This is a genomic window from Paenibacillus castaneae, assembly GCF_002884445.1.
In the GTDB taxonomy this organism is placed as follows: domain Bacteria; phylum Bacillota; class Bacilli; order Paenibacillales; family Paenibacillaceae; genus Pristimantibacillus; species Pristimantibacillus castaneae.
This window is the reverse complement of sequence record NZ_KZ614144.1, coordinates 821,678-842,119: the sequence shown is the minus strand read 5'-3', so window position 1 is coordinate 842,119 and position 20,442 is coordinate 821,678. Positions and strand designations below refer to the sequence as shown.

Genomic DNA, 20,442 nt, shown 5'->3' with positions numbered 1-20,442 from the left:
CCTTTGGCCAGTGCTGGCTGAAGGACGCTCTTTCTGTTACCTATTTCCCTAATAAATTGTAAATGGCCTTAGCGCTTTCCGCGCGAGTCATTTGGCTCTTCGGCATATAACGTCCGTTCGAGCTGCCTTGAACAAGTCCTAGCTCCTCAGCCGCGGCGACCGATTCAGCAGCCCAGCTGCTAATCTCATTGCCATCAGCAAATGAAGCTTGCTTTGCCGTCGCCTCTGACGCTTTACCTATTTTTACTTCATACGCACGAACGATCATGACCGCCATTTCCTCGCGGCTAATCGTTGCATTCGGAGCGAATGCTTTGTCGCTGCGTCCTTTCACAATACCGAGCTCCACAGCTGTCGCCACGTAAGCGGAATACCATTTGTCCGCGCTGACATCTGCGAAGCCTCCGTTTCCTGCCCTTCCTTCCGTCTTAACACCAAGTGCTCGAATGAGCATCGCTGCGAATTCCGCACGGGTTACGTTAGCTTGAGGGGCAAACTGCGTATCGCTAATACCCGTCACAATTCCTTTGGCAGCTAATGCCTTGATTGCAGAAGAAGCCCAGTGACTGGCCGACACATCTGAGAATGACTTATTTCTTTCAAGCACGGTATATTTGCTGAAATGGAATAATTGAGACGTCATGATGTTTCCGTTCAAGACTCCTCCGACATATTCCGGCTTACCGTTATCGCTAATATAATAAATACCGATAAGCTCTGTATTTACACTCTCACTGACCATAAACGCAACGATAATCGGTTTCTCAAATTTCGTTACTTCTATAGCCGTTCCTTCACTCGTAATCACACTCAGCTTGAACTCATAAACCTGTGAGCCTGCTTTGAACTCGCCTTGAACAACATTCATGCTGTTCATTATCGAGCTGACAGCTGCCTCGGTGAGCGGCTTCGCCTGGAACAAAATACGCGAGCCATCTGTGTCGCCAGCTTTCACCAAGCTTGGCATGCCCGCTAGCACTGCATTTGGCAGCGTAACAGTCAAGCCATTCATTCTCAGCTCAAGATCATTCTTGCCTAAAATAGCAGCAGCCTTAAGCGGCAGAAGCACGGCCGCTTTGCCTGTATCGATAGTTAAGGAAACTTTGCCATCCCGACCATTTTGCAAGCTGCTTTCTTGAATCACCTGAGCATCAGCATTATGAGTTGATGGAACAGACGTATTCGGGGTTGTCGGTGCGGCAGACTCCATCCTAATAATGACTGCTGTCAAAGGATCAAGCTTTATGGAGCTAGCTGTCAACTCAAAGCCTGATGGAGCAGATACAGCCTTAATTCCCGCTTCATCATTATCTGCAATGACCGTTCCTGATGTTAAGTCCTGGGACAGCGTGATCGTTCTTTCCTTGTTATCCGCATTCATAAACACATAATATTCACCTGTGCCGTCAGTTGCCTTGTTTTTGTAGCCGATAACTAGATCATCTGCTTTCACTTCCGGCGCTTCAATGAGCGTAACGTTGGCATTGACCAAATTCTTATCGCCCAGTCTGAATGCATCTGTATACTTCCTTAGTTGAATCAATCCTGCTGTATAATCCCTTGTTTCATTATTGATTGGGAATAGCTCCGCATTGGTCGCTTTCTGCCAATCAAATTTATTGATCGCATCCGAAGAATCGTAGGAGTCGTGAACGAAATAACCAAAGCCTACGCCTGCATCATCGAATAACTCATGGTATTTCTGCTCCGGCTTGCCGGGAGCCAGCCATTGCTTCGTTCTTCCATATTCTTGCCCTGCATGGAGAAATGCCGTTCCCTGTGAGGTTAGAATCAACATATTTCCGAGCCGGATTCGTTTGTGAATTTCTAAATCATTGGCCGGTACTGCCGGGTCCTTCTTAATGGACTGAGCGATAACATCGTATAAGGGCAGATTGTCATGCGCTTCTATATATTGCACCATGTCGCCAGGAGCATCAGCAGGCGTATTGCTTGGCTGCGCTTTGATATTATTAAAAATAGTATTTATGCTTCTTGCTCCGCCGGTTATAAATCGAGGCTCACCTTCAGATCCGAAGCCTGATTTCAGTTCATTGCGAATTTCATCGGAGAACACGCCGACATTGTCCGTTTTGTCCATCCAATCCTGATCCGCGCCTTTGCCTGCCAGCGATGGATCAGATGCAGCTCCGCCGAATGTCCTCCAGCCTTCTCCGATAAATAAGGCTTTAGGATTGATGCTTGCAGCCGCATCATAAGCATGCTGAACGGAATCATATGTGGCATCGCCCATCATATCCCAGCGCATTCCGTCGATTTTGTACTCGTCAAACCAATACTTAACGGAATCCACCATCAGCTTCTCCGCCATCTTATGATTGGTAGCCAGGTTGTTTCCAAAGCCGCCAATATTATTGCCGTTTGCATCTTGAAATGCGTAATAATTCGGAACAATATCATTCAAGAAATCAGCTTTGGCCATATGGGTATAAACAACATCCAGAATGACCCCCATTCCTGCATCATGAATGGCATCAATCAATCCCTTCAGCTCTTTCACACGAAGCTCAGGGTTTTTCGCGTTCTCCGAATATGCGCCATCCGGAGAGAAATAGTTGTGGGGGTCATAGCCCCAATTGTACTCATTATCTTGGGCAGAGTATTCAAGCTCTCGCTCTGTCATATTCGCTTCATCCCCGTAATACCAAGCCATGACTGGAAGCAGTTGAACATGTGTTACACCAAGTGATTTGATATAGTCGAGCTTATCAATAAAAGCGCTGTAAGTCCCCCAACGGTCATGCAGGCCTTCCGAAATGGATGGATCAGAAGTGAAATCTCTAATATGAGCCTCCCAAATGATTGCATCCTCTCTCTTTTCATAACCATCAATATTAGCAAAATCAAATTGCGCATTAGGATTCGTTTCACTTAAATCTATAATCGCGGCTTTTCCAACAGCGTCTCCATCCGGTCCAACTTGACCTTTTGTATTGACTCTGAACTCTGCCATCGATTTGGCATACGGATCAAGTACCTTCTTCGTAACGCCATCATTAGTCACTTCATATTGATAGAAGTAGCCTTTCCAATCGGCAATCTCCGAAATCCGGGAATCGCTTGGTGTTATGCTTACTGACCAAACTCCCTTGTCTCCTTTGGTTAAGTCGATGCTTCCGACCAACTTTGTCGAGTCACTTTTATCAAAAAAGTTGGCACGGACTGCGCTTGCTTTTGGAGCCCACAGCTTTAAGTCAACGCCGCCAGCTTTGTAGGCCGCTCCGAGATCATTGCCTTCATAGTTGTACATCTCATCCATCATTCTCCATCCCGCCGCAGCGGAAACGGTTTTACCCGAATAAGTAACACTTAAGGGTGCTTTATCTAATGGAATAGATGCTAAGACCTCGATGCTTGTATCGCCTTTTATGACCACTTGATCAATAACGATGTCATCGCCGTTTTTGTCTTTAATCGTAATCGCATTCTTCAATTCTTCCACATCTAGCCCGTCTGTCATCGAAAAGCCAAGCAGAAGCTTATGATCAGAAAGGATTTCAGCGGAAACCAGCCCAACTGGCACCTCTCCATGCGGAGATACATAAACGTTGTCGTCTCCTTCTTTGAGCCACAGCTGATTGTATTTGGAAAGAAAATTGAAAGCTTTGTCACCGCCGTCCTTGTCTCCTGAGGTGCGATTGACGACAATCAAATTTATTTTTTCAGCATTTTTTTGTAATGGAATATCGATGTATGCTCCATAGCGATCTACATGCTCTTCTGAGAAAGCAGCAGCACCCGCTGGCCAGCCAGTGGATACCTCAGCTACCTGCCCCCACAGCCAAAGACCGTATGCGCCCTGGTTACCATCGCTTCTGGCATAATGAACACGAACCGTTTGTTCAGGAAGCACGACGGGTATAAAGGAGTAGACTTTATCAGAGCCCTCTTGAATCCATACCTCGTTAAGTTCGGGGGAGCTTAGATCAAAGGCTTTATTCCCTCCGTCTTTGACCCCGCTTTTTCGATTAACGACTAGGAATCCAACCTTTGATGCTCCATCAGCTAACGGAATGTCTACGTAAGCCCCGAAGCTATCGATCTTCCCAGCCGGAAAAGGCGTTGCGCCATCCGACCAGTTGGTGGACGGTGATTTGACGTGATCCCAAAGCCATAAGCCTTGATTCTCATAGTTCCCGTCAACCCGATTGTAATGTACCCGAAGGTGATTGGCAGGAACAGGATCTGCGCTAGAATCTACAGGCACCGTAAAATCTGCAGTAACCGCATGATTCTGCATATTGTATTTGAACGTTACGGGAAGCTTCTGAGGAAGGATCAAAACTTTACTTTTTTCTGGGTACGTCTGATCCTCCTCTGTGGATCCTAGTACAATCTTATATTCATACGTTCCTTTAGGTACTGTTTTCGTTATGGAATAGATTCCATCCAAGTCAGCATCATCCATAATGGACTTCGCAGCCTCAGGTTTCCATTTTTCTGTATCTCCGATTACGGTTTGCAGATCGCCAACAATTCTAGGCAGTTTATCTGCAGCAATAGGTAAGTAGTAAGTAGAATCAGCTATGCAATGAGTATAATGGTTATAGTAAAAGGTTATTGCCGTATTGTCTTCCGTTATGGTGAGCTGAATATTTCCATCATTTTGAGCGCCGTTAGTATCGGTATAATTGCTAAAGCCGTAGCTCTCGTCCCAATTTCCTCCTACCGCCACTTTATATTGATAGGTGCCTGCAGGAAGATTTCCCGTAAAGCTATAATTTCCATTGCCCAAGCTAATCATCTCGGTTGCTGCAGCATCCGCGTCCCAGTCACTGCTATGGCCTAGCTTGGACTGCAAATCCCCAACCAAAACAACCTTTGTAAGCTTGGCTGTGTCAGCATGTGCCGGTGCAATACCCGCAGTTGTCCAAATCATAGCAATAATCATCCAAATTGAAAGCATTCTTCTTCGCTTTAAAACATAATCCATTCGTATGAACCTCCCTAATCCATGTTTTTACGTCGTGCAATCGTTTGCATAAAAGGGTAAATAAATGACTTTAAAACATTAATACCTCCTTCTAACCGATTATATTAAAAATTAGAGTATTGAAAGCGTTTACCTGAATACATATTAATACCAAAAATAATGAAATGTCAATAACATTCCACCAAGATGATCCATTTCTCCAATTTTTCTTCCGATTCTATGTAAAAATGACAACGTTTGCGCAATGATGTGAAACTAGCTTTAGCCTTCATAAGCCAACTCTGTACATAATTTCCATTCCGTCTATGCATACTAAAAATCCTTAGACAATCCTATAAAGAAGGTGCTGTAAAATGGATAGCGTGGTATTAGCTAGAGCTTTATTTGGAACCTCGATGGCTTTTCATATTATTTTTGCAACGCTGGGTGTCGGAGTGCCTCTCATGATCGTATTCGCTGAAATCATGTCCGGCATAACCAAAAATCCGGACTATTCCGTTATGGCTAAAAGATGGACCAAAGCGCAGGCCATTCTGCTTGGCGTCGCTATCCCTTCTGGAACCATTGTCGGTGTCATGCTTTCATTGCTCTGGCCGGGGTTCATGGAAATCGTCGGGCAGGTTATTTCTGTACCCTTCCAAATTGAAATTTGGGCGTTCTTCCTAGAAGCCTTGTTCATGTCTATCTACATATACGCGGCTGACCGGTTGTCGCGGAAGCTCAGAATTTTCAGCGTTATTATGGTATCTCTGGGTTCAGCAGCATCGGCTGTGCTTATTACTAATGTGCATGCTTGGATGAATACACCGACCGGCTTCAAATACGTGGATGGCGTCGTATCGGACGTTAATGCGCTAAAGGCTGTATTTAATCCCAGCTTTGGCGTTACCGCTTTTCATGTGGTCGCTTCCGCTTTCATGACGGGCGCATTCTGCATAGGCTCCATTGCTGCCTACAAGCTGCTGAAGCGAGGACAGCCGGAACGGGAGCGGATCTATCACCGCAAATGCCTGCAGCTGGCGCTTTTCGTCGGATTCACTTGTTCCCTTGCTACGGCTCTAAATGGACATCTCACGGCTCAAATGCTGCACAACTATTTACCGCTAAAGCTGGCAGCAGCGGAAGGGCTATTTGAAACAACGGATCATGCTCCGCTTGAAATATTCGGAAGTACAAATGTAGAGGAGCAGCGGGTAGTGGGGGGCATACAAATTCCTTGGGTGCTGAGCTTCTTAGCAGCTGATCGCTTCGATACGGTGGTGAAGGGATTAAATGATTTCCCGCGCGAGCTTTGGCCGCCGCTTTATGTTCATACACTATTCAATCTAATGGTGGTGATCGGCACCGGCTTATTAGCGCTCTCCTTCTTCGCGCTGTTCATAACTTTCATTAGGAAGCGTCCTTTGCCTAAATGGATGCTTGCCTTGTTAATGGTGGGCGGACCGCTGTCGCTAATCGGAATTGAAACGGGCTGGATATTCAGCTGTACCGGCAGGCAGCCTTGGGTGATCAGCGGTGTGCAGCTGACAGCCGATGCAGCCACACGTTCACAAGATATCGGCATTTTATTTGCGCTTTTCATCGGGCTCTACGTGATGCTAATGGCTATAACCATCTTGGTCATGCGTTTCTATTTCCGCAGAAGGCCGATTGGCCCTGAACTCACTCCACTAGAAGGAAGGTAGCATTATGAATCAAGCAACAATTGCAGTCTCCATTTTATGGGCATTCATATTTGCATATGCCATTCTCGGTTCTGTCGATTTCGGTGCAGGGTTCTGGGCTTTGGTCTATGACCGCAACAAAAATACGCGTGCTGCGCAAATCGCAAACCGCTATCTCTCTCCTTCATGGGAAGTTACGAATGTGTTCCTCGTACTTATTGCCGTAGCCCTTGTCGGCTTCTTTCCCAAGGCTGCCTATTGGTTCGGCACGGTGCTGATCGTACCGGTCAGTCTCGTGCTTATTCTATTGACAGTTCGAAGCAGCTTTATGGTTTACAGCTATTCCACCAGTAGATTCAGCCGTATTCTTCGCTGGATTTCCGGCCTGACAGGTGTTCTCATCCCCGGTCTCCTGCTTAGTGTTCTGCCAATCTCATTAGGCGGCTTCGTTGAAGTAACAGAAAACGCGCAGCCTCACCTTTTGTTTGGCAAGCTGCTTCGGTCGCCTACCGAGTATTCGCACTTAGCATTCGGCATTACGTCAGAGCTGTTTCTTGCCACGCTGTTTTTATCTGATTATGCACATGAGGCGGATGATTTATCGACCTATCGTGTCTACAGAAAGGCTGCCAAATGGTTAGGTCCCCTAACCCTTGCAACAGCCGTGCTCGCTACCTATACGATGGCACCGGAGGCTGAGTGGATCGTCAGCCGAATTGGAGAGCAGTGGCCTTGGTTCCTTGCCTCAGTCGTATCATTCGGAATCGGCTACAGCGCTTTATGGTGGAAGCGGAAAGCCGGCATACCGGGCTGGCCGAGGTTTGCGGTCACTTTCGTCATTGGGCAATACTTTCTCGCAAGCATGGGCTACGGTATCGCGCATCTTCCTTATTTGCTGCATCCTTATGTAACAATTGATGAAGCGATTACGAATCCGTCCACATTTCGTGCTTTATTAGTTTCGTATAGCATCGGAATTGCTGTTCTCGCTCCCGGATTCTACATGTTTTGGCGACTATTCCTCAAGGATAAGAAATATATCGGCAAAGGACCGGATGCGGAACCGAAGGCTTGAGCGTGCGGCTTGCACGCTCTCCCCTAACGCTTAGCCCCCTCGCCGGAAGCCGTTCGGTTTTCCCGCAATATCGTCTGTTCAAACTTGTCTGCTGGAAGCGGCATGCTCATATAGAAACCCTGTATCTCATCAGAGCCGCGCTCCAGCAAAAAGCGATATTCCTCCTCCTTCTCTACTCCTTCTGAAACAACGGTCATGCCTAAGTTATGAGCAAGCCTAATGACCGCAGTAGCTATCGTTTGGTTATCCGGATTGGTGTGAATGTCCTGGATAAATGACTTATCAATCTTCAACGTATCCACTTCGAATTTCATGAGGAATGATAAGCTGGAATAGCCCGTTCCGAAATCATCGACGGAGAGATGAATGCCTCTTGCCTTCAACGCACGAAGCGTCTGATTAATGGTCGCGACCTGTTCCATCAGTACGCTTTCCGTTATTTCCACCTCCAGCCACCGCTCGTCAAGACCGGTATCGTTAAGAATCTGGTCGATGCTCTCCATCAAACTGCCTTCGAATTGTTTTCCAGACACGTTGACAGCCACTCGCATCGGCGGATATCCCGCTTCCTGCCAAGCTTTGTTCTGCGCGCATGCCTCTCTAATTACCCAATCGCCAATGGGAATGATTAGTCCCGTTTCCTCGGCGATGGGGATGAATTTTTCTGGCGGAATTTGGCCCATTGTCACATGATTCCAACGAATGAGCGCTTCGCTTCCCACAACGATACCGCTTTGAGCATCTACGCGAGGCTGATAATGAAGCTGAAACTCTTTGTTCACCAAGGCGCGATGAAGGTCGTTTTCGATTCTCATTCTTTCATTCGTACGAGCCGTCATATCAGAATGATAAATTTTTACCGTATTTTTGCCTTTGGCCTTCGCTTCGTACATGGCCATGTCTGCAAACTTGATTAACGTTTCTACATCGGTTTCGTCATTAGGATAATAAGAGATGCCTATGCTTACGGTAACATGAAGCTCCTGCTCAAATACAATAAAAGGATTTCTAATATCTTCAAGTATCTGCTGCGCAACGGCAATGGAATGCTCCTTATTAGAATCCAGCAGCAGTACAATAAACTCATCTCCAGCTATTCTTGCAACCGTATCCTGCTCACGAATACAAGCTTGCAGCCTTTGTCCGACAAGCTGAATCAACAGATCGCCTGCATGGTGGCCTAGAGAATCATTTACGATTTTGAATCGATCCATATCTACAAACAAGACAGCAAATTGCTGTCCGCCAAGCTCGGCAAGGCTCAGTGCCTCCTGCATCCGGTCCACTAACAATCTGCGATTAGGAAGATTCGTTAAGGTATCATAATAGGCCAATGTGATTTGATCCATCATTCGATTAAATGCTTTTCCTAAATCACCAATTTCATTATCAGCATGGAAATCCGTTCGAACCTGTACATTCCCTCTTTCCCCTTCTTGCATGAGTGAGCGCAGCTTGCCCAGCGGTTTCCCTACTCCTCGCTGCACGAGAAAGCCCACAACAAAAACAGCTGCGATGCAGCATAATAGAGAAAGCCATACCGAATCAATAAGCATCCGGCGCATCGGCGCAAGGAGCTCCTTCTTTGAGTAATAGCCTATGATAGTCCATCCCGATACACTTGATTGCTGAAAAGAATAATTTTGCAGCACGCCATTCTCATCTTGGGCGTAGAAATTGCCCGAATTGCTGCCGCCATCAATTAGTTCAGGCATTACCCCTTTAAAGGGTGCCTCTATCCTCTTCTCATCTGCCGTGTATATAATGGTTCCTTGATTGTTAATAATCTCATATCCGCCGTTTTCGCCTAATTTAAAGCCCTCTAAAGCTTTTCTCAAATTTTTACTTGGTATCTCAAGCAGCAGCGCTCCGATAATTTTCTCATAATTATAAGGGCTTCTTATCGTTTTCACGATTGCAAACATAGGCTCAGATGCGCCCATGCTGACAAATGCCGCTTTTCGCGTATCCAAATAAACGGTGTCACGGTCAGAGGATAGAAGCTTTTGAAACCAATCCAGCTCTCTGATACCCTTTGCATTACCATTCCTTATTGTGGGAATCGTTCCTTCTCGGCGAAGAGAGGTTAATACTCTAGCTTGATCAGGTGAGAAAATGGTTATCGATGCGATTGTTTGATATGAATTCAGATAGGTATGAAAGAAATTGGAAATAAAGCTGTTAGCTTGGCTGAAATCCGCTTCATTATCACTACTATTGAACACCAATAGTTTGTTGAGGAATTCTTGGTCATGCATCAGCATCGTTGCAAGATCCTCGTATTGCTGCAGTAAATTATCAATATGCCCGTTGGTTTGTATGATCGTTTGCAGGGAGCCCTGTGCAGACTCCTCTTCAAGAATATGTACAGACTGCCGATAAGAGAAAACGGATAATACAAGAACAATAATAATAACGCTGATGAGTAATGAAAATGTAAGCTGAAAGGATGTATATTTAATAAGGCTTCTTAGAGATAGAACTTTTTTATGTATTTCAGCCATCTGGTTTATCGCTAACATCCTCCTTGCAAACGAGATTATGTCTGACCTGCTGCTGTAATAGATTGTTGTAGATGCCGCTCACCATTTGTGATCCTAGCGATCCCAGCGAAATCAACCAGCTATTGGGCCAAAATAATATCAATTTCCCGTACTGCTGCATCTAGCTGTTCTTGAACTGCCTCTTCGCTGTAACGTCCTGTTTGATCTGCAGCTATGCTCCAAATTTCTCCGAAATGCTTGACAAGAGCTGTCTCAATCGAGCCCCACTGCGGAATGGAAGGATACGTCTGGCCATATTTCGTAGCCTCTGCGAAAGCAGCATAGCCCAGCTCTTCAATAGGCGCTTTCGAATCTAACAAGCTTCTCTTGGCAGGCAGCATGCCCAGTCTCTTGGAATACGCCAGCTGCGCTTCATCGCTGGACAAATAACGGATAAGCTCCCATGCGGCGTCTTTATGCTTGGATGTTTGAAATACAGCAAGATTGCTTCCCCCGATAAAGGTAGATCTTTTCTCAGGGCCCATCGGCAGCGGAGCAAGGCCTATATTTGCTTTATCAATAACCCCACCAAGTCCGCCATTATCCCTTGAGATTTCAAAGTCTTTCAACAGCCATGGACCAGACACCAAAGCAGCGGTCTTGCCATCTGCGAAATCATTCTCGATTTGAGAAGAGTTTTTGCCAAGCGAAGCAAGATCGACTAAGCCATCCTGGGCTAATCCGGTGTAATACATAATGCCCTCAAGCGCTTGCTTGTCGTTGAATACTGCTGATTTATTATCCGGTGTCAGCACCTCTGCTCCCGCACTCCACATCCATGGAAGTATATTATGGGCGACATTCCAGTCATTTTTGCCGGGAACTCCGAGAGCAGTCATCTTCTGTCCATTTATTTCAATACCGTTTACTTTCTGTAATGCTTCCTTGAACGAACTCCAATCCTGAAACGCTGTATTCGGATCGACGCCTGCAGCTTGAAAGGCATCCTTCCGATAAAATAACACGCGCGCGTCCACAAACCACGGAACGGCATATACATTCGGTTTGCCTTCAATCATTGTCGTCTTCCAGCTGGCAGGGAGATAAGCCTCTCCACCGCCTACTTCACCTACTCTATTGGTGAGATCATCAAGACCATTCATAGATGCAATAGCCGGTACCCAGGTTGTTCCCAGCTGGACAATATCAGGCCCTTCTCCGCTTGTAATCGCAGATGTAATATCCGACCAAGCCGTATCCCAGCTGAGCACCTTTATATCAATTGTAATATTGTTATGCTGCTCCATATAAGGCTCTAGGGTCTGCACGAAAAAAGGCTCAGCTAACGCCGTATTCGCGATAATCCATGCCTTCAACGAAATACCCCCCTGCTGCTGCGTCTCCGTGGAAGAGACAGACTCGGAGTTTTTCTCGATCTGACAGCCAACGGCAAGTATGCCGATGAGGATGAACAATAGGGATAATTTTTTTAGTTTTTTCAAATGATTATCCCTCCTTTGCTTTCAATCTGATTCATACCCATCCTCTTATGTATGCGCTTTATATTAGATAGTCTAATATGTTTTTAGTAGGACCAAAGACTCTGTTTTCTATATTATGGTTTATCAAACGTGTAATTTAATGTAATTATATGTTTGATTGGAATATTGTACAAGAGTGAGTTAGTTTTATACAAATTTCGCTTAGTATCGTGTATGTTGATTGGTTTCAGCATCTCCTATAATCAATTTATAAATGACTGCAGCGTAAGCACATACCGCAATTGCTTCATGCTGCATACCTTCAGGAGGTTAAACATACAAATGAGCCAATCACCTATCTTATTGACTGACGAGCAGATTCGAGCATTTATTACAGAAGGATTTCTCATTCTGAAAACCGATTTCTCCAATACTTTCCATCAAAGCATGACCGATGAACTGAAAAGGGTGTATGAGGAAGAAGGAAACCCAGGCAATAACCTGCTGCCGCGAATTCGTGAAATTCAGCAGGTATTCGACCATCCTGTCATTACCGGCGCATTGACAAGCGTACTTGGCCCAGACTACATGCTGCACGCACACAGACATGGCCATTACAATGCACAGCCTGTTGCCGGAGGATGGCATAAAGATAGCTATTGGGGCTATTCACGGATGCGCAATCATCATCCATGGTGGGCCATGATTATGTATTTTCCGCAAGCCACCCCGCTCGAGCTTGGACCAACTGGCGTAATGCCAGGCACACAAAACTACGAGGAACGAAACTTCATCTCTGATGATGCTCCTGGAGAAGCGTATGCAAGCGGCGAAGCAGGTACGTTTGCACTTATCCATTATGATATCTGGCATCGGTCAACACCGAATGTGCTTGGCAATCCCCGCTATATGCTGAAATTTGAATTTATGCGGACGACTGCTCCGAGCAAGCCTTCATGGGATAACCAAGCTCCAGCATGGATAGAGCCGACTACTACTCTATCACTGCCGATAGCCCGTCATGAAACGCTCTGGGAAGAAAGCTGGAACTGGCTTTCCGGCAGCGTTGGCAGTATTGCGAATACAGCAGAATCGAATGAAGAAAAACTAAAAGAGCTTTCAATCGCTTTAGAGGCTGATTTCGAGCCGCATGCGTTAAACGCAGCGTATGAGCTTGCGAGATATGGCATGCCGGGTGTAGAGGTGCTGCTTGCAGCACTCCATCATCATCGAACGGACGTATCGCGTTTGTCCGCTTATGGGCTTTCTGTTGCAGGTTCTGATGCTGTCGCTGGATTAATAGAGGCGTTAACAGATGAGCGTGAGGAAACGGTTAAGCATGCTGTATTTGCACTTGGAGAGCTTCGCGGCTTGGCCGATAGCGCGCTTCCAGCGCTTATCAGGCTTCTATCTGACTCCTCAGCTGCAGTAAGAAGAGAGATTTGCGAGGCGCTGGGCATCATGGCTTCCACAAGACAAGAAGCCGTGGACGGGTTAATTCGATGCTTGCAGGATGAGGATACGCAGGTTCGCTTCACTGCCGGCCTCTCGCTGTCTCGAGTCGGACCCTCCGCTGTGGCTGCCGTTCCAGCTCTTGCAGCTGCTCTAGATGACGAGAACCGCTACGTCAGGGCACATGCGCTGGAAGCGCTCCGCTATATCGGAACCGAAGAAGCCAAAGATATTCTCATTAAAGCATTATTTAATGCACGGTGGTGCACAACGACAACACCGTCTAATACTTTCTAGGGCAACGCACTATTTAGAAATGAAGCTTTTATCAGGAAAACAGCCGATCAGAGCTTTATATCTGTTCGGCTGTTTTGCTTTCTTGGTCTATTGCTGCCTGATCTCGTTTGACTCATTACGTGGACTATAACATCAAATGTTGAAACTAATGTTACGTTTAAGACTACGACTTCCATTTTTGCAGCGGCTTATCATCCCATATTTGCACTTCAATATAGCGTTCAGGCCCCTTGTTTCCTTCAGGGTTCCAATTTTGCGGTAAACCGAATTGTCTAATGACATGCCTAATTTCATCCAATAGATAAATTTGTTTTCGATATGGCTTGTCGTCAAGGTACCTCATAGTAGGAAACAGGTCTCCATACGTGAAGCTGATTGTGCTCGGATCAAACTCCGAAATGGAGAGGGAGAGCGCTTTTCCCTCAGGATACCATCCCATGAGCCAAGGGCATTCTCCTAATGTCATATAGTGAGGATGGCTGCGAATCGGGCTGCCGCCTTTGTGTATAAATAATTGTCTGGCCTTTAACTCAAGACTACGTCTAATTTCGAGATAGTCCTTTGAGCGTTTGCTGGCGAACCCTCTATTCGAATTCCGAATAGCCGTTAGCACATTCTCCGCGTCTTCTGGCAGCAGATCAGACAAATTGCGAAATGGCCCCGTTGATTTATCATAATAGTGATATAACCATTCCATCGTCTCATACCACCCATTCATTATTATCCTTCTACGGACCATTTTTATACGAATCTTAAAACTATTTCAAAGAGATTTCCCTATATTCACTGGGCGTTAAGGCTGTAGACTCCTTGAACAGACGCGAGAAATACGCTGCATCCATACCGAGCGTTTCTGCAATTTCAGATATACTGTGAGCAGTGAATGAAAGTAGCTGCCTAGCTTTATCCATCCGCTTGCGGTTCACATACTGAATAGGAGATAAGCCGGTCGTATTTTTGAACATACGTATAAAATAATTAGGGTGGAAATGAACCAGCTGTGCTAAACTATCTACCGTTATATTTTCCGAGAGATGCTCCTCTATGTAAGTAAGTACAGCATTCATTTTCTCGAACGAGCCCGCTGCTGGCGTATTTATGTTAACCTGCTCGGCTTGTTCCAGAAATAAGGCCAGTATTTCCAGCAAAGCAGCCTGCACATGCAGACTGGCTGTCCATTCCTCGCTTTTGTGATGATGAATCAGTCGTTCGAATTTCTCCTCTAATCGAAGACGTTCTGCCACAGGTACAAGGATAGGCGCTTCAAGCAATTGAAATAAGTTGAAATTGTTCAGCTTTGCCGTAAAGTGGCACCAATACTTGCCAAATGTATTTGCACTAGTCGTGCCATAGGATTGAACCTTATCCGCAGGCATTAAGCATAAATCCCCAGGCTTTGGGTAAAACTGACGATTGCCAACTTTAATATATCCCTCGCCCTCCTGGATGAAATAAAGCTTATTCACATCTGTGGTGTAGTTATCTTCATTCCAAGTCACAGGTACCTTCGTGTACTCCGCTACAATTACATGCAGCTGAAGTCCTGTCAGATACGTCTTCCAAAATGCATTTCTGCCAGCCTCCACTGTAGCTCCGCCTCTCTCTGCCAAAAACAGTTGATAACTATTGCTCTATTAGGAGTGAAATCTGCTATTATTAAGAGATATGAACATACAGAGGGAAAATACAACAATGATAAGAAAATGGTTAAGAAAAATAAAGTATTATTTCTTAAAGCTGCTCCGCATTCGCAAGTCCGATCATGTAGTTGCTATAGGCTTTGTAGCAGGATTCTTCCACTGCTGGTTCCCTACCTTCGGAGTAGGCATGCTGATGTCTATCGCTTTGGCCAAGCTGCTGCGAGGCAATCTTGCCGCTGCGATCATTTCTGGATCCATAGGCTCATTCTTATGGCCGGGTCTCTTTTTCCTCAACTACAGAGTGGGCTTCATTATAGAAAGCTTATTTCGTGCTCCCGTCTCACAGCTCGACGATGCCATCGGTGAGCCAGTGCCTGATGTTCACTATTCAAAGGCAGCCGACCACTTCAGCAGCTTTGGCGACATCGGGCTTAATTTCCTAGCTGGATCGATTGTAAACAGCATCCTATTCTCCATTATAGGTTATGTTGTACTCCGTATCATTCTTAAGCATTATCGACTTCCTCTGCTGAGGAAGCTTAGAAGAAAAAGCCGCGAATCCAACTAAGGGTTCCCGGCTTTTCTCCTTGTAGGGCACCAACTGCTCAGCGCAATATAAAACGGCGAAGCGCTGAAATAAGAAGATCATGATCCTCTTGATCAGGCAAACCAGATACAGTTACCGTTCCTATCTGCCCTTCCCCTGTTACGATAAGCGGGAAAGCGCCTCCTGCCCCTACATAATCTGCAAGCGGAAGCCCATATTTCTCCTCCATCGTCGTGCCTTCGCTGCGAAGCCTACAAGCTATATACCATGAGCTGCAGCCAAAATGATTGGCTGTGTTGTTTTTACGACGGATCCAATCCTCGTTCTCCGCTGATGTTCCTTCCATTGCATGCAGAAACAAGCGATGGCCGGCCCTTGTAATATCCACCGTAATGCATTTGCCGGTTTGCCGCGCTTCTTCTACAAGCAACAGCCCAAGCTCCAAAGCCGTATCGTTCGTAAATGAAGTAAAGCGGAGCTCCTGCTCTTCCTGCTCCATCTGCTTTAATTGCTGATTACTCGTATCCATCAATTGGACTCCACTCCGATCAGAAGCTCAAAATAAAACGATTGCTGAACAAAATTATAGCAGTCTAGATCTGAGATGAATAGGGCAATTATACCAAAGGACAAATCAAACCGATCCGTAATTGTAGAAATCAATTAAAATAGCAAAACAGCCGACCAGATATTGCGACCCTGATCAGCTGTTTTTTGAAATTTTATAATTTGCTACAGAAAAATGAGCAGCAGTGTACCCGCTGCGAAGCAGTAATAGGCAAAGTAGATTAAATTGCCTTTAGCCATAATGTTCATAAACCACTTCATAGCAAAATAGGTAACGATAAGGGTAGCCAAGAAAGCAATAATATAAGGAATCGCAAGCGTAGAGCGATCAGGGTCGGAAGCAATATCGGATATGCCGAGAACCAAGCCGCCCAAGCTTACAGGTATGTATAGCATAAAAGAAAAACGCAGCGCTGTTTCTTGCTTCATACCTACTGCAATGGACGTAATGACCGTTGAACCGGAACGGCTAATGCCTGGAATGAGCGCAACAGCTTGCGCCAGCCCCACGATTAAAGCATCCTTGAGTGTTAAATCGCCATCCCGCTTGCGGCCGCGAAGATTACGAATCAACCATAGCGCTACCCCTGTGATTAATAACGATACTGCCACCGTCCGAACCGATGAGAAATAACTCTCAATTTGATCCTTGAATAATAGTCCAATAATAACGGCGGGTATCGTGCCAACCACGACGTACAGCGCGAAGTTGAAATCGGATTTATACGTATGATTTCTAGTTTGGATGAAACGAATAGTGTTCACGATAAGACGTACGATATCCTTGCGGAAAATATATCCGATCGCGATCAATGAAGCCGTGTTCGTCAAAATTTCAAATGTAAGGCCCTTTTGTTCAATACCGAGCAGCCTCTGAGCAATAATGAGGTGTCCGCTTGATGATACCGGTATCGGCTCCGTTGCCCCTTGTACAATTCCAAGCACTAAATACTTCAGCAAAAGCAATAAATCTTCCATAAATGCTCCTCTCCCAAATCTATTACTATGATTATCATAGCGTATAACGAGTGCGGGGCAAAGAGCAGTTCCTCCTAATCTTTAGGAGGAACTGTTGTATTGCTCTAGTTCAATTGGTTAGTCCGACTCTCTGACCTCCAGCACATCAAGCAGGAACATAAATATCGGGATTCCGATAATTAATCCCCATATTCCCATGAAATGCTGTGAGAAAATCAAAATGAAAAAGGTGTAGAACATAGGAAGCTTCGTCTTATGGGCATACAATCTAGGGTTAAGGAAATAGGTCTCAAGTGAATGAATGACTAGAATCATTACGATAGCCCATAGTACCAAGGAGAACCCACCGACTTGGTAGCCGATAATGCCGATGGGGATGAAGGAGATGATAACGCCTGCCACTGGAATAAGGCTGAGTAGAAATACCATCGTCGTAATCGCCACCAAATACGGGAAGCCCATAATCCAAAGCCCGATCATAGTCAAAACGGTGTTGAATACAGCGATCAACAGCTGCACTTCTACTACCTTACCGAAGGATGAAGCGAATTTCCCGCCGAAATAATGAAATTCCTTATAGGCCCATCCGATTTTACTCTCACGGAATTGCTCCGTGAATTTAACAATTTTGGTCCGCTGCAATAAATAAAAGAAGCTGAGCAGGATAACAAAAAGAATGATCTCCAGCCATTTCCCAAGCTTCATAATATATTCAACGGCATTGCCTAAATACTTCTGATAGTCGACCTTCTCCAAAGCATCGACCAGTTTCCCGACTACCTCATCGTTCTGGGAAGAGGTTAGGAACCGATTAATGTTATTAATCATGTCGACAATTTGACTCACGATCTTAGGCAAATAGTTTGCCATGCCAAAAACGAGCGTACTCACTAGCAGCACGTACAGACAGACGGTAACCAGTACTGGAGAGATCGGGAAAAAACGATTAATCTTCTTGACGACGAAGCCTTGCAAGCGTCCCATAACGAAGGTGACCAAGAACAAGAGAAGCAGTAAATTAAGCATATCGCGGAGACTGTAAAGCAGCAGGACAACGAGCAATAGAAATAATATTCTTCTTACAACCGCATGGGCAAAAAACGTTCGTAATCCTTCCATGAACTTCCCTCATTTTTTTTTGATATAATCCACTTTAATACGGTAAAAGACCTAAATCGTTTCATTATGTAACGGGAAAATGAAGCTTTTCCCTGAGAAAATTTATGGTGCCCGCTTCGGAAGAAGCCTTACATAGTTATCCGATAGCTTCATTAATTCCAAAATATAGTTGTAGTCATCTTGATACGGACTTATGTCGGTTATTTTTTCCATTGTTCGAAGATCGAGGGCGGTACCATCATCAAAGCCTTTTCCTGGCACGAACAATATATCATTGTTAAAGAAGGAGCCCGTAGGAAGATAGTAGCGCATGCCCACTACATTATGATCAATATTAAGCAAATCATGACCAAACGCAGTGAAGCCTTCATCCCCAAGTGAAATACCGAGAAGGTTGGATACGGTTGGCATAATATCAACCTGTCCGCCGACCCCTTCAACCACCTTAGCGCCCTCTCCCGGTACATGAATAATCAACGGAATATTGAATCGGCTAATTCGCTCATCATAATGAATGCCGAGCTGCTCACTGACCCAAGTATCGTCATTATCCTTCGTTTGCAAACCAAAGTGGTCGCCATAAACGACCAGCATCGTGTTATCCCACAAGCCGCTTGCCTTAAGGCCGTCTATGAATTTCCCAAGCGCATAATCGGTATAATTAACAGCTGTAAGATAGTCGCCTAATTGTGTATCCTTCAATGCATCAGGCAATGTGATTTGCTGCTTATTCACCGGCACCTTAAACGGATGATGGCTGGAGGCCGTAATGAATTGTGCATAAAACGGCTTGCTCTGCTCTTGTAGTGCTTGAAGCTTCTCGAGTCCCACTCGGTACAGCTCTTCATCCGAAGCGCCAAATGCATTGAAATGATCATTCTTAAAGCTAGGCTTGTCATAATACTTGTCAAATCCAAGGGCGGGGTATAGAAGATTGCGGTCCCAGAACGTGACATCATTAATGTGGAACGTATTAGACTTATAATCTTCTTGCTTCAGCAGCCTCGGCAAGCTCGGAACCACACGATCCCCATATCCAGTAGACATTGCGATTACACCTGCGGGATAAATGGAGGAGTTGGACATAAACTCCGCATCGGATGTATTTCCTTGCCCAATTTGTTGGAAGAAGTGAGGGAAATAAAAGCTGTCTCCCACAAGCTGGTTGAGCACTGGAGTTATTTCCTTGCCTCCTAGCGATAGATGAATCGGGAAGTTCTGAAAAGCCTCAAGCTGCACAACGATGACATTCTTCCCCTTCGCTGCTCCAAAGTAATTCAGCGCAGCATTCGTATCTCGATAGGAATAAGTGGCTTGCAGACTTGCTGCCGCTGCTGCAGTTTCTGCGAGATCTCCATTTTTGATGGCTTGATTTTCCTTATTCGCTTTCACCGCTGCTGCAACTTGATAGTTCAGAAATCCTAAGCTTTCCGCTTCCACCATTTCATTTGCAATAGCGCTGCCCGCCTTCATATAGAAGCCAGATACGATTAAGCCAATAACAGCAGCAATCCATACATAGGATAATTTCGCCGCATGCTTGCGCCCTCTGTTATGATCGCCTCTTACTAGCTTAACTATATATACGAATACTAATACTAAAATATCAATAAAAAAAAGATAATTCGCCGGCTGTATGGATGCGCCTACGCTGCTTCTTATTTGCAGAACCTGATTAAGGCCATGAAGCGCTGTATAAGTAGGTACTGTTCCATAATAACTAAAATATACAGTAGATGCGAACAGCATCAGCGATAATAATCCGTTCAACCAACCAAATACCGTTCCCTTCCACTTCGCAGAGGTAAGAAGCTCTGCTATACAAAGAAGAACTAATACAGCAGCCGCATCCCCAATAAGCTTATCGATCTGAATGCCGTGAAAAACGAATTGGCGGAAAAGAGCCATCTTTAACATGATTAATATAAATATAAGTACAAAGGGCGACCTCCGGTACCCATCTGATAAAAGCCTCACGCTTACTCACTCCTTCTGCTGTGACGCAGTGTTCATTGAATAGCAAGGGGCTGTCCCAAAAGGTGATAAACCTAGAGCTACCGCTCAAGGTTTTGACTTTTTGGACAGCCCTTTCTATACATCTTTCTTCGTACGAACTCATATCTGCTTGTTTTCTTGGAAATAGAGCTAATTATTAGCTCTATTTCTCCAAAAGTAAGGTAAGTTG

At 45.3% G+C, this 20,442-nt stretch carries 13 protein-coding genes; 4 read left to right on the top strand and 9 right to left on the bottom strand.

From position 1 onward, the window contains the following. Nucleotides 1–40: 40 nt before the first annotated feature. Nucleotides 41–4,954 carry a pullulanase gene (locus CEF13_RS03550; protein WP_102709447.1) on the bottom strand — a complete coding sequence of 1,638 codons (4,914 nt, stop codon included), beginning with the start codon at nt 4,952–4,954 and terminating at the stop codon, nt 41–43. 353 nt (nt 4,955–5,307) lie between these two features. Between CEF13_RS03550 and CEF13_RS03545 the strand changes: the two genes are divergently transcribed. Next, nucleotides 5,308–6,639 carry a cytochrome ubiquinol oxidase subunit I gene (locus tag CEF13_RS03545; protein WP_102709446.1) on the top strand — a complete coding sequence of 444 codons (1,332 nt, stop codon included), beginning with the start codon at nt 5,308–5,310 and terminating at the stop codon, nt 6,637–6,639. A gap of 4 nt (nt 6,640–6,643) precedes the next feature. Further along, nucleotides 6,644–7,693 (top strand): cytochrome d ubiquinol oxidase subunit II, encoded by a 1,050-nt coding sequence (locus CEF13_RS03540; protein WP_102709445.1) that lies wholly within the window; start codon nt 6,644–6,646, stop codon nt 7,691–7,693. Between the two features lie 23 nt (nt 7,694–7,716). Here CEF13_RS03540 and CEF13_RS03535 read toward each other — a convergent pair whose 3' ends face one another. Continuing rightward, entirely contained in the window at nt 7,717–10,215 is a 2,499-nt protein-coding gene (locus CEF13_RS03535) for a bifunctional diguanylate cyclase/phosphodiesterase (RefSeq protein WP_102709444.1), read from the bottom strand. Nucleotides 10,216–10,316: 101 nt separating this feature from the next. Next, the gene (locus CEF13_RS03530; RefSeq protein WP_243864634.1) at nt 10,317–11,678 is read right to left on the bottom strand and encodes a sugar ABC transporter substrate-binding protein; all 1,362 of its coding nucleotides are present in this window, start codon (nt 11,676–11,678) and stop codon (nt 10,317–10,319) included. A gap of 321 nt (nt 11,679–11,999) precedes the next feature. Here CEF13_RS03530 and CEF13_RS03525 point away from each other — a divergent pair, with 321 nt between their 5' ends. Continuing rightward, nucleotides 12,000–13,406: a HEAT repeat domain-containing protein gene (locus CEF13_RS03525; protein WP_208414571.1), complete on the top strand. Its 1,407-nt coding sequence runs from the start codon at nt 12,000–12,002 to the stop codon at nt 13,404–13,406. Between the two features lie 163 nt (nt 13,407–13,569). Here the strand turns inward: CEF13_RS03525 and CEF13_RS03520 are convergent, their stop codons facing one another. After that, entirely contained in the window at nt 13,570–14,124 is a 555-nt protein-coding gene (locus CEF13_RS03520) for a hypothetical protein (RefSeq protein ID WP_243864633.1), read from the bottom strand. Between the two features lie 40 nt (nt 14,125–14,164). Continuing rightward, on the bottom strand, nt 14,165–14,992 hold the full coding sequence (locus tag CEF13_RS03515; protein WP_146022671.1) for an AraC family transcriptional regulator: 828 nt from the start codon (nt 14,990–14,992) through the stop codon (nt 14,165–14,167). A gap of 106 nt (nt 14,993–15,098) precedes the next feature. On the opposite strand from CEF13_RS03515, the gene CEF13_RS03510 reads away from it, so the two are divergent. After that, complete coding sequence (locus tag CEF13_RS03510) at nt 15,099–15,614, top strand: DUF2062 domain-containing protein (RefSeq protein ID WP_166742849.1); 516 nt, start codon at nt 15,099–15,101, stop codon at nt 15,612–15,614. Nucleotides 15,615–15,651: 37 nt separating this feature from the next. Here CEF13_RS03510 and CEF13_RS03505 read toward each other — a convergent pair whose 3' ends face one another. The 4 genes from CEF13_RS03505 to CEF13_RS03490 all read right to left on the bottom strand — a co-directional run bounded on the left by CEF13_RS03505 (nt 15,652) and on the right by CEF13_RS03490 (nt 20,234). After that, a complete protein-coding gene (locus CEF13_RS03505; RefSeq protein ID WP_102709441.1) occupies nt 15,652–16,122 on the bottom strand; it encodes a heme-degrading domain-containing protein in 471 nt (156 codons plus the stop codon). Nucleotides 16,123–16,325: 203 nt separating this feature from the next. Further along, on the bottom strand, nt 16,326–17,138 hold the full coding sequence (locus tag CEF13_RS03500; protein WP_102709440.1) for an undecaprenyl-diphosphate phosphatase: 813 nt from the start codon (nt 17,136–17,138) through the stop codon (nt 16,326–16,328). 117 nt (nt 17,139–17,255) lie between these two features. Continuing rightward, a complete protein-coding gene (locus CEF13_RS03495) occupies nt 17,256–18,257 on the bottom strand; it encodes an AI-2E family transporter (RefSeq protein ID WP_102709439.1) in 1,002 nt (333 codons plus the stop codon). 102 nt (nt 18,258–18,359) lie between these two features. Beyond that, nucleotides 18,360–20,234: an LTA synthase family protein gene (locus CEF13_RS03490; RefSeq protein WP_342352580.1), complete on the bottom strand. Its 1,875-nt coding sequence runs from the start codon at nt 20,232–20,234 to the stop codon at nt 18,360–18,362. Nucleotides 20,235–20,442: the final 208 nt, after the last annotated feature.